Genomic DNA, 10,835 nt, shown 5'->3' with positions numbered 1-10,835 from the left:
AGGCGGGCCCATCACCAGCAAGGTGAAACCCAACCCCGACCCCCCCGCCCCGCGCACCGCCTCGAGCGGGGGGGGGACATAGGAGATCGGCGGGGGGTAGGCCCCTTCCCGCCCCCCAGACCCCCACAATCAGCCGCCGCCCGGGGCCTCCGGCACACACTACAGCGCCATCCCCACCCCGCGCCCCCGCCCGCCGATGCGCCGATGATCGACGACGGGCTGCCGCCCCTGCCGCAGCCGCGCACCATGCAGCTGGTGGCGCGGCTGGTCGGGCGCGGGCCGTCGCGGCTGACGCGGTTCTTCATCAATACCGGGGTGGCGCTGTTCACCTTCCTTTTGTCGGTGGCGGCGCTGCGCTATCTGACCGACCTGCTGAACAGCTATCCGCTGCTGGGCTGGATCGGCATCGCGCTGATGGTGCTGTTCTGCCTGGCCGCCCTAGGCATGGCCTGGCGCGAATACCGCGCCTGGTCGCGCTTTGCCGCCATCGACGGCATCAACCGCGCGGCCGGGGCGGCGCTGGCCTCGGGCGACCTGAAGGCCGCGCAGCATGTGGTGGCGCGGATGGAGGGCCTGTATCGCGCCCGACCCGAGCTGGAATGGGGGCTCGGCCGCCTGCGCGAGCGCAAGGGCGACGCCTATGACGCCGAGACGCTGATCGCCCTGGCCGAAACCGAGCTGCTGGCCGCCCTGGACCAGCAGGCCCGGCGCGAGATCGAGGCCGCCGCCCGCACCGTCGCCGCCGCGACCGCGCTGATCCCGCTGGCGCTGGCCGACGTCATCGCGGCGCTGGCGGCGAACCTGCGCATGATCCGCCGCATGGCCGAGATCTATGGCGGCCGCGCTGGCGCCGTCGGCGGCTGGCGGCTGGCGCGCACGGTGATGACGCATCTGATCGCCACCGGCGCGGTCGCGGCCGGCGACGACCTGATCCATACCGTCGCCGGCGGGGGCTTGCTCGCCAAGGTCTCGAAGCGCTTCGGCGAGGGGGTGGTGAACGGCGCGCTGACCGCCCGCGTCGGCATCGCGGCGATGGAGGTCTGCCGGCCGCTGCCCTTCCTGCACCAGCCCCGGCCCCGCGTCGGCAACCTGATCGCGCGCGGGCTGAAGGGGCTGTTTGGCGAGGAAGAGGCGAAATAGCTGCGGATTGCACCGCCGCATGGGTATTTGGGCAACGAAGAAGCCAAGGTTCTTTCCATGCCGCGCCTGGCGTATTGATGGGTCATGAGAACGCGCCGCCTTGCCCTGTTTCTGATGAATTGCGTCCTGGTCCTGGGGATCGGGGCGGGGCTGCGGGACCGGTTTGACGATTGGGTCGATGCCACCGCCCTGCCCCGGCTGGACGTGCCGGTGGGGGTCGAGGTGGTGGCGCGGGACGGTTCGCTTTTGCGCGCCTTCCAGGTCGCGGACGGGCGCTGGCGGCTGGATGCGGGGCCGGTCGATCCGCTGTTTCTCGACATGCTGATGACCTGGGAGGACCGGCGGTTTGCGGGCCATGCCGGCATCGACGGGCGGGCGCTGTTGCGCGCGGGATGGCAGGCGCTGCGGCATGGGCGGGTGGTTTCGGGCGGCTCGACCCTGACCATGCAGGTCGCGCGCCTGGCCGAGGCGGGGCCGACCGGCCAATGGGCGGGCAAGCTGCGGCAGATGCGGCTGGCCCTGGCCCTGGAGCGGCGGCTGGAGAAGCGCGAGATCCTGGCGCTTTACCTGCGCCTTGCCCCCTATGGCGCCAATGTCGAGGGCATCCGGGCGGCGTCCCTGCAATGGTTCGGCAAGGAGCCGCGGCGACTGACCCCGGCCCAGGCCGCGCTGCTGGTGGCGCTGCCGCAATCGCCCGAGGCGCGGCGGCCGGACCGTTTCCCCGAAGCCGCCAGGGCGGCGCGGGACCGGGTGCTGGCGCGGGCGGTGCGGGCCGGGCTGATCTCGGCCGCCGACGGGCGGGCGGCGATGGCCGAGCCGGTGCCGCGGGTGCGGCGCGCCTTTCCGGCGCTGGCGCCGCTGCTGGCCGCGCGGCTGCTGCGCGAGCATCCCGGCGCCCTGCGGATCGAGACTACCATCGACGCGCGCCTGCAACGCCGGGCCGAGGCGTTGGCCGCGCGCGCCGTGCAGGGCGCCGGGCGGCGGCTGTCGGCGGCCGTGGTGCTGGCCGACCACCGGACGGGCGAGATCCTGGCCGAGGTCGGCGCCGCGGATTGGACCGACGGTGCATCGGCCGGCTTCGTCGACATGGCGCGGGCCTGGCGCAGCCCCGGCTCGACGCTGAAGCCCTTTGTCTACGGGCTGGCCTTCGACGACGGGCTCGCGCATCCCGAGACGCTGATCGAGGACCGCCCGACCGCCTCGGCCAGTGCGGCAATCCGGCTGCACTGAGACAATTTGCGCGCTTCGTGATTCGCTTGACCTTTTCTTGGCCGGGATTTGCGACATATTCGCACCATGCTGCGCATCACCGACCAGATCGCCATCGAGGAATGGGAACTGTCCGAACAGTTCACCCGGTCCCAGGGACCGGGCGGGCAGAACGTGAACAAGGTCGAGACCGCCGTCGAGCTGCGATTCGAGGCCGAGCGGTCGCCGCACCTGTCGCCGCCGGTCAAGGCGCGGCTGAAGCGCCTGGCCGGGCGGCGCTGGACGCAGGACGGCGCCCTGCTGATCCGGGCCGAGGAGACCCGCAGCCAGGCCCGCAACCGCGAGCTTGCGCGCGAGCGGCTGGCCGAGCTGATCCGCCAGGCGCTGGTCGCGCCGCGCAAGCGCATCCCGACCCGGCCGACGCTGGGCAGCCAGCGCCGCCGCCTGGCCGCCAAGACCCAGCGCGGCGAGGTCAAGGCCGGGCGCGGCCGCATCCGCGACGCGGAGGATCCGGCATGATCGTCCAGTTCCGCGATAGGCTGGCGCGGCTGATCGGCCGCCGCCCGCCCGACATGCAGGTCGCGGCGCTGTGCCTGAACCAAGCGACCGGCGAGGTGCTTTTGGTGACGAGCCGCGGCACCGGGCGCTGGATCGTGCCCAAGGGCTGGCCCATGCCCGGCCGCAGCCTGGCCGATGCCGCCCGGCAGGAGGCCTGGGAGGAGGCCGGCGTCAAGGGCCGCGTCGCCGAGGCCGAGATCGGCCGCTATCACTATGACAAGGACCAGGACCGCGGCTTCGCCATCCCGGTCGAGGTGCGGGTCTTTCCGCTTTACGTCGAGGGGCTGGACGAGGATTTCCCCGAGGCGCATGAGCGCAGGCGCCGCTGGTTCGCGCCCGAGGACGCCGCCCGCATGGTGGCCGAGACCGGGCTGAAGCAGATCCTGCGCCGCCTGCCCGCCCAGCGGCGGCACCCCCCGGAATGAGACGCGAACCCCGCGAATACCGCACGCTCGACAAGGATCTGAGCCGCGTCACCAATGCCGAGCGCGCGGTGCTGCATTCGGCCCGGCCGCTGATGCGGCTGGGGCTGGCGCTGATCTTCATCGCCGCGGCCAGCTATGTCGGCACCGGGTTCTTCGCCGACCAGCCGGCCATCGGCATCCTGGCGGCCGGCCTGGCGGTCGCGGCCTATCTGGCGCTGTCGATCGGCGGCAACGACGTGGCCAACGCGCTGGGGCCGGCGGTGGGCGCGGGGGCCATCGGCATGACCGCGGGCCTCATGCTCGTCGCGGGGATGGAGGTTCTGGGCGCGGTCATCGCCGGCAGCGCCGTCACCACCACGCTGACCGAGGGTCTGGTCGGCAGCACCCTGGGCGAGGGCGAGGCGACGGCGCGGATGATGCTGGCGGCGCTGCTGGCGGCGGGCAGCTGGATCAGCCTTGCCACCTGGCTCGACGCGCCGGTCAGCACCACGCATTCCGTGGTCGGCGCCATCGCCGGCGCGGGAATGGCGACCTTTGGCCTGGGCGCGGTGAACTGGCCGGCGATGGGGATGATCGCCTTTGGCTGGATCGTCTCGCCGCTGGTCTCGGGGCTGGCGGCGGCGGGGCTGATGGCGCTGCTGCGCGCGCTGGTGCTGGACCGCGAGGATCGCGTCGCCGCCGCCCGCACCTGGATGCCGGTGGTGGTCGGGCTGGCCTCGGCCATGCTGGCGGGGGTGGCGGAACTGGCCTGGCACGGCTCGGGCCTGGCGGCGAATGCGGGCCTGGCCCTGGCCTGCGGCGCGCTCGGCTGGGCCTATACCCGGCGGCGCATCGACCGGCAGTCGCGCGGCGAGGCCGGCGGGCGTCTGGCGATGAAGCAATTGCTGGCGGTGCCGCTGATCGCCGCGGCGCTGGTCATGGGCTTTGCGCATGGCGCCAACGACACCTCGAACGTGGCCGCGCCGCTGACCATCATCCTCGACAGCCTGTCGGCCGGGGGGGACGACGATCTGCGCGCCCGGCTGGTGCTGCTGCTGGGGGGCCTGGGCATCGCGCTGGGGATCCTGCTTTTCGGGCGGCGGCTGGTGCATATGGTCGGCAGCCGCATCACCCGGCTGAACGCGTCGCGCGCGCTTTGCGTCTCGCTGGCGACGGCGGCGACGGTGCTGGGGGCCTCGCTTCTGGGCCTGCCGCTTTCGACCACGCATGTCGCGGTGGGGGGCGTGTTCGGCGTCGGCTTCTATCGCGAATGGCGCGACCGCCGGCTGGCGGCCAGCCACGCCCCCCTGCCCGCCGAGGAGCGCCGGCGCCGCCACCTGGTGCGCCGGTCCTACATGCGGATGATCCTGGGCGCCTGGCTGGTGACGGTGCCCGCCACCGCCGCGCTGGCGGCCGCGCTGGTCTGGATCGGCGGGTTCTAGGGGCGGAGCTTTCCGGGAAAACCATCCGCGCCTGATCCGGGCCACGACCCCCCCGGGGGCGCGATCCGCAGCCAATCGTCCGCCCTTGCCGTCCGCGTGCGCGCTCATCAGGCCCTGCGCAGCCCGGCCTCGCCCGCCGCGCGGGTCTGGATCGGCGGATCCTAGACCGACGCTTTCCGGGAAAACCATCCACGCTTGCTCCGGCCACGACCCCGCCCCTGTGGGCGCGATCCGCAACCAATCGACCGCCCTTGCCGGCCGAGTGCGCGCTCATCAGGCCCGGCGCAGCCCGCGTCGCCCGCCGCGCTGGTCTGGATCGGCGGATCCTAGGCCGACGCTTTCCGGGAAAACCATCCGCGCTTGCTCCGGGCCACGGCCCCGCCCCTGTGGGCGCGATCCGCAACCAATCGGCCGCCCTTGCCGTCCGCGTGCGCGCTTATCAGGCCCGGCGCAGCCCGGCCTCGCCCGCCGCGCGGGTCTGGGACAGCGTGGCGCCGGTGCTCAGCGCCTCGGGGTCCAGCGCCAGCTCCAGCACCGCCAGGGTGCCGGCGGCCTGGGCGCGGGCGAAGGCCTCGGCGAAATCCTCCTGCCGCTCGACCCGCTCGCCATGGCCGCCATAGGCGCGGGCCAGGGCGGCGAAATCGGGATTGGCCAGCGCCGTGCCCGAGACGCGGCCGGGATAGCTGCGCTCCTGATGCATGCGGATGGTGCCGTAATGGCCGTTGTTGGCCACGATGACGATGACGGCGGCGCCATGCTGGGCGGCGGTGGAAAGCTCGTTCACCGTCATCTGCAGGCAGCCGTCCCCGGCCAGGCAGACCACGCTGCGGCCGGGATGTTCCAGCTTGGCGGCGATGGCGGCGGGCAGGCCGTAGCCCATCGAGCCCGAGGTCGGCGCCAGCTGCGTGCCGAAGCGGCGGAAGCGGTAATAGCGATGGATGAAGGCCGCGTAGTTCCCGGCGCCATTGGTGACGATCGCATCCGGCGGCAGGTGGTCCGAGAGCCAGCGCACCACCGCCTCCATCCGCACCGCGCCGGGGGTGGGGCGGGGCTGCTGCCATGCCTCGTAGCCCGCGCGCAGCCCGGCGGTCCAATCGTCCCAGCGCCGCGGCGCGGGCAAGGCGGCCAGCGCCGCCACCACCGCGCGCGGATCGGCGACCAGCCCCGGATCGGGCCGCCACAGATGCCCCAGCTCATCGGGCGAGGGGTGGACGTGGATCACTCGCGCATGCGGGCGCACCGGGTCCATCAGCTCGTAGCCGCGCGTCAGCGTGTCGCCCAGCCGCGAGCCCAGGGACAGCACGCAATCCGCCTGCGACAGCGCCTGCCCCAGCGCCGGATTCATGCCGACGCCCAGGTCGCCGACATAGTTCGGATGCGCATTGTCCATATGCCCCTGCCGGCGGAAGGGCACCGCGACCGGCAGGCCCCAGCCTGCGGCAAAGCGCGCCAGGTCGTCGGCGGCCGCCTGCGACCACAGCGTGCCGCCGGGCACGACCAGCGGCCGCTCGGCCCCGGCCAGCGCCTGGGCGATGGCCTTGATCGATTCCGCGGCGACGGCGGAAAGCGGCGGGGCCGGCGGGGCCAGGTCCGGCACCTCAGCGCGGGCCGAAAGCATGTCCTCGGGCAGCGCCAGCACCACCGGGCCGGGCCGGCCCGACATGGCCAGGTGAAAGGCGCGCGAGACATATTCCGGGATGCGCTCGGTCTGGTCGATCTCGGCCACCCATTTCGCCAGCGGGCCGAACATGGCGCGATAATCGACCTCCTGGAAGGCGTCGCGGTCGCGGTCGGCGCGGGCGATCTGGCCGACGAACAGGATCATCGGCGTCGAATCCTGCCGCGCCACATGGACCCCGGCGCTGGCGTTGGTGGCACCGGGACCGCGGGTGACGAAGGCCACGCCCGGCCGCCCGGTCAGCTTGCCATGCGCCTCGGCCATCATCGCCGCACCGCCCTCGTGCCGGCAGGTGACGTTCTGGATGCCGGATGCGTAAAGCCCGTCCAGCGCCGCCAGGAAGCTTTCGCCGGGGACCGAGAACACCCGCCCGACCCCGTTCGCCTTCAACGCATCGACCAAAATCTGCCCGCCATGCCGCATCGCCGCCGTCTCCCTGCTTTTCTTTGCGGCCAGTCTGGGCCAGCTTGCGCGGGACTGGCAAGATGGTGCCGGTCCATCGAGGTCGATCATGCCGCAATCGGTTCTTTTCGTCTGCCTGGGCAATATCTGCCGCTCGCCCCTGGCCGAGGCCGCGCTGCGCGCCGCGGCCGAAGCCGCGGGGGCGCGGCTGCTGATCGACTCGGCCGGGACCGGCGACTGGCACCTGGGCCGCGCGCCCGACCGCCGGGCGCAGGCAGTGGCGGCACGGGCCGGCATCGACATATCGAACCTGCGCGCCCGGCAGGTCGGGCCCGACGACTTCCATCGCTTCGACCATATCGTCGCCATGGACCACGAAAACCTGGCCGCCCTGCGCCGTCTTGCGCCGCCCGAGGGGCGGGCGCGGCTGTCCCTGCTGCTGGACCATGTGCCGGGGCGCAGGGGGCAGGCGGTCGCCGATCCCTATTTCGGCGAGGCCGCCGGCTTCGACGCCACCTGGCGCGACGTGACCGCCGGGGCGCAGGCCCTGCTGCGGCTGATCCTGGGGCCAGGGTGAAGGCCCGGCCTTTACAGCCGCGGCCCCCCGCCCTATCTCTGCCCGATCATGGCCACGAAATCCGACCCGAACTACAAGATCATCGCCGAGAACCGCCGGGCGCGCTTCGACTATTTCATCGAAAGCGACCTCGAGGTCGGCATCGTGCTGACCGGGTCCGAGGTGAAAAGCCTGCGCACCGGCCAGTCCAACATCGCCGAAAGCTATGCCTCGGTGGAACAGGGCGAGCTGTGGCTGATCAACGCCTATATCGCCGCCTACAAGCAGGCCGGCGTCTTCGGGCACGAGGAACGGCGCCGCCGCAAGCTGCTGGTCTCGCGCAAGGAACTGGCCCGCCTGTGGCAGGCCATCGGGCGCGAGGGCATGACGCTGGTACCGCTGGTGATGTATTTCAACGACCGCGGCAAGGTGAAGCTGAAGATCGGCGTCGCCAAGGGCAAGAAGGTCGCCGACAAGCGCGAAACCGCGGCCAAGCGCGACTGGAACCGGCAAAAACAGCGTTTGCTGAAGCAGGGTTAAGCCTTGCCGCCCCGCGCGGCTGCGGTTACATCGGTGTCGTTTCTGCGCGCGCGGGAGGAAGGCCGATGTCCACCGATTCCGACGATCCCAAGGTGCTGGTCTCGACCGGCTGGCTGGCAGCCCATCTGAACGATCCCGACCTGCGCATCATCGACGCCACCTGGTTCCTGGAACCCGGCCGCGACGCGCGGGCCGAATACATGGCCGCTCATATCCCCGGCGCCCGCTTCTTCGACATCGACGAGATCGCCGACAAGCGCAGCGAGCTGCCGCACATGGCGCCCCAGCCCGAGATGTTCATCAGCCGCATGCGCGCCATGGGCATCGGCGACGGCCATCAGGTGGTGGTCTACGACAATTCGCCGGTGCGCTCGGCGGCGCGGGTCTGGTGGACCTTCAAGCTGATGGGCAAGCAGGACGTGGCGGTGCTGGACGGCGGTCTGGGCAAATGGCTGGCCGAGGGCCGCGAGATCGAGGACATGCCGCCGATCCTGCGCGACCGCCACATCACCGTGCAGCGCCAGGCGGCGCTGGTGCGCGACGTGACCCAGGTCGCGGCGGCCAGCAAGCTGGCCGATCACGAGATCGTCGATGCCCGTTCCGCCGAACGCTTCCGCGGCGAGGCGCCCGAGCCGCGCCCCGGCCTGCGCTCGGGCCACATCCCCGGCTCGAAAAGCCTGCCCTTCGGCCGGTTCTACAACGCGGACGGCACGCTGAAGCCGGCCGCCGAACTCCGGGCCGAGTTCGAGGCGGCGGGGGTGGACCTGTCGAAGCCGGTGATCACCACCTGCGGCTCGGGAGTGACGGCGGCCTCGCTGTTCCTGGCGCTCGAACGGATCGGGCACCGGGACCATTCGCTTTATGACGGAAGCTGGACCGAATGGGGCAGCTTCCCCGACCTTAAAATCGCAACCGGAGACGCGTGATGCTGGGCAATCTGAAACCGCAGGCCCCCGACAAGATCCTGGCCCTGATGGGCGAATTCAGGGCCGATCCCCGCCAGGGCAAGATCGACCTGGGCGTGGGGGTCTACAAGGACGCGACCGGCCACACCCCGATCATGCGCGCCGTCCATGCCGCCGAACAGCGCATGCTGGAGACCGAGACCACCAAGACCTATGCCGGCCTGTCCGGCGAGCCCGAGTTCCACAAGGCCATGGGCGAGCTGATCCTGGGCGACGGGCTCAAGCCCGAGACCACCGCGACGCTGGCCACGGTCGGCGGCACCGGCGCCATCCGCCAGGCGCTGGAGCTGGCGCGCATGGCGAACCCCGACCTGCGGGTCTTCGTCAGCGACCCGACCTGGCCGAACCATGTCTCGATCATGAATTTCATGGGCCTGCCGGTCCAGACCTACCGCTATTTCGACGCCGAGACCCGCGGCGTGGATTTCGAGAGCATGAAGGCCGACATCGCCACGGCGAAAAAGGGCGACGTTGTGCTGCTGCACGGCTGCTGCCACAACCCGACCGGCGCCAACCTGACGCTGGAGCAATGGGCCGAGGTGGCCTCGGTGCTGGAGCAGACCGGCGCGCTGCCGCTGATCGACCTGGCCTATCAGGGCTTCGGCGACGGGCTGGAAGAGGACGCGGCCGGCACCCGGCTGATCGCCTCGCGCATCCCCGAGGTGCTGGTCGCGGCCTCGTGCAGCAAGAACTTCGGCATCTACCGCGAACGCACCGGCTGCCTGCTGGCGCTGTGCGCCGATGCGGCGACGCGCGATCTGGCGCAGGGCGCCATGGCCTTCCTGAACCGTCAGACCTATTCCTTCCCGCCCTTCCACGGCGCCAAGATCGTTTCGACCGTGCTGAACACGCCGGAGCTGCGCGCCGACTGGATGGCCGAGCTGGAAGCGGTGCGCGGCGGCATGCTGCGCCTGCGCGAGCAACTGGCGGGCGAATTGCGCGACCTCAGCGGCTCGGACCGTTTCGGCTTCGTCGCCCAGCATCGCGGCATGTTCTCGCGCCTGGGCGCCACGCCCGAGCAGGTCAAGCGCATCAAGGAAGAGTTCGGCATCTACATGGTGGGCGATTCGCGCATCAACATCGCCGGGCTGAACGACAGCACCATCCCGATCCTGGCCCGCGCCATCATCGAGGCGGGGGTTTAAGCCACCGCAGCCATCGCAAGGGGGGCGCCGGAAACGGCGCCCTTTTTTCGTTCTGGCCGGCCGATCTGGACAGGCCGCCCTTGCGCGAAACCCGGTTGCGGCGCCAAGGCGCACCGCTGGAGTTGTCGCGGAACAATTCGCGCAAAAGCTTGCAATGCAAGAAAATTTGGCCATTGAGCGCATCCTGCGGGCGCTGGACGAGCAGAACTCGGTCCGCGCCTCGATCAGCCGCGCGGCCTCGGGGACGGTGGCGGCGGCTTCCTCGGCGGCGGGCTGGATCGGCAGCCGGTTCGGCCTGGGCGGAAGCTAGCGGCCCAGCTTGCGGTCGATATAGGCGCGCAGTTCCTCGATCTCGGTCAGGCTTTCGTGCAGCTGCGCCTGCCGGGCGCGCAGCTCGGCCTCGGTGCGGGACAGCCGGGCGACCAGGTCGGCCTCGCGCGTCTCCAGCGCGTCCACGGCGCGGTCGCGTTCCTCCTCGGCCTCGTGCAGCTGCTGGGCCATGCTTTCCAGTTCGCCCATCTCGGCGCGGGTGACGCGGGACAGGCGGTGGATCAGCCAGCTTGCGAACCAGCCCAGCATGAAGGCGGCGAACAGGATGATCGCGGTGGCGACGATGAATTCGGTGCGGTTCATGCGAAGGGCTTCAGGGCAAGGGGTTGCGGGTCACGGCGCCGCGGGCCGCGGCAGGGGGCGGTTCACGTGCAAGGCATCGCGCACGGGCATGGTCGCCGCCTCGGTGGCGGCGCCGACCAGCGCCTCGCGCGCGGGGCGGGTGGCGGCCTCGACGGGATCGACC

11 protein-coding genes and 1 pseudogene are annotated in these 10,835 nt (G+C 71.6%); 10 read left to right on the top strand and 2 right to left on the bottom strand.

What is annotated here, in order from left to right:
* The first annotated feature begins 78 nt into the window (after nt 1–78).
* From IT40_RS25185 to IT40_RS25165, 5 genes and pseudogenes are all read left to right on the top strand, one after another.
* Complete coding sequence (locus IT40_RS25185) at nt 79–1,140, top strand: YcjF family protein (protein ID WP_052096321.1); 1,062 nt, start codon at nt 79–81, stop codon at nt 1,138–1,140.
* An 84-nt stretch (nt 1,141–1,224) separates the two neighbouring features.
* Nucleotides 1,225–2,334 (top strand): annotated as a pseudogene (locus IT40_RS25180) (transglycosylase domain-containing protein); the annotation flags it as partial.
* 102 nt (nt 2,335–2,436) lie between these two features.
* Nucleotides 2,437–2,868, top strand: coding sequence for an alternative ribosome rescue aminoacyl-tRNA hydrolase ArfB (gene arfB / locus IT40_RS25175; RefSeq protein WP_036760911.1), 432 nt, complete (start codon nt 2,437–2,439; stop codon nt 2,866–2,868).
* A complete protein-coding gene (locus IT40_RS25170; protein WP_036760910.1) occupies nt 2,865–3,332 on the top strand; it encodes an NUDIX hydrolase in 468 nt (155 codons plus the stop codon). The genes arfB and IT40_RS25170 overlap by 4 nt, the downstream gene beginning before the upstream one ends.
* Nucleotides 3,329–4,753: an inorganic phosphate transporter gene (locus IT40_RS25165; protein ID WP_036760908.1), complete on the top strand. Its 1,425-nt coding sequence runs from the start codon at nt 3,329–3,331 to the stop codon at nt 4,751–4,753. The genes IT40_RS25170 and IT40_RS25165 overlap by 4 nt, the downstream gene beginning before the upstream one ends.
* A gap of 439 nt (nt 4,754–5,192) precedes the next feature.
* Here IT40_RS25165 and IT40_RS25160 read toward each other — a convergent pair whose 3' ends face one another.
* A complete protein-coding gene (locus tag IT40_RS25160; protein WP_036760906.1) occupies nt 5,193–6,854 on the bottom strand; it encodes a thiamine pyrophosphate-binding protein in 1,662 nt (553 codons plus the stop codon).
* 88 nt (nt 6,855–6,942) lie between these two features.
* Between IT40_RS25160 and IT40_RS25155 the strand changes: the two genes are divergently transcribed.
* The 5 genes from IT40_RS25155 to IT40_RS28110 all read left to right on the top strand — a co-directional run bounded on the left by IT40_RS25155 (nt 6,943) and on the right by IT40_RS28110 (nt 10,349).
* Complete coding sequence (locus tag IT40_RS25155) at nt 6,943–7,410, top strand: low molecular weight protein-tyrosine-phosphatase (protein ID WP_036760904.1); 468 nt, start codon at nt 6,943–6,945, stop codon at nt 7,408–7,410.
* Between the two features lie 48 nt (nt 7,411–7,458).
* Nucleotides 7,459–7,929, top strand: coding sequence for an SsrA-binding protein SmpB (smpB, locus tag IT40_RS25150; RefSeq protein ID WP_036760902.1), 471 nt, complete (start codon nt 7,459–7,461; stop codon nt 7,927–7,929).
* Nucleotides 7,930–7,994: 65 nt separating this feature from the next.
* A complete protein-coding gene (gene sseA, locus IT40_RS25145; RefSeq protein WP_036760900.1) occupies nt 7,995–8,855 on the top strand; it encodes a 3-mercaptopyruvate sulfurtransferase in 861 nt (286 codons plus the stop codon).
* Nucleotides 8,855–10,039, top strand: coding sequence for an amino acid aminotransferase (locus IT40_RS25140; RefSeq protein WP_036760899.1), 1,185 nt, complete (start codon nt 8,855–8,857; stop codon nt 10,037–10,039). The genes sseA and IT40_RS25140 overlap by 1 nt, the downstream gene beginning before the upstream one ends.
* Before the next feature lie 154 nt (nt 10,040–10,193).
* Nucleotides 10,194–10,349, top strand: a complete 156-nt coding sequence (locus IT40_RS28110; protein WP_157034108.1) for a hypothetical protein — start codon at nt 10,194–10,196, stop codon at nt 10,347–10,349.
* Here the strand turns inward: IT40_RS28110 and IT40_RS25135 are convergent.
* Complete coding sequence (locus IT40_RS25135) at nt 10,346–10,672, bottom strand: hypothetical protein (protein WP_036760896.1); 327 nt, start codon at nt 10,670–10,672, stop codon at nt 10,346–10,348. The two genes, IT40_RS28110 and IT40_RS25135, sit on opposite strands and share 4 nt — an antisense overlap.
* Between the last annotated feature and the right edge of the window lie 163 nt (nt 10,673–10,835).

Origin of the sequence: Paracoccus versutus (genome assembly GCF_000763885.1) — a bacterium.
Lineage (GTDB): Bacteria > Pseudomonadota > Alphaproteobacteria > Rhodobacterales > Rhodobacteraceae > Paracoccus > Paracoccus versutus.
This window is presented reverse-complemented; position numbering and strand designations above follow the sequence as displayed.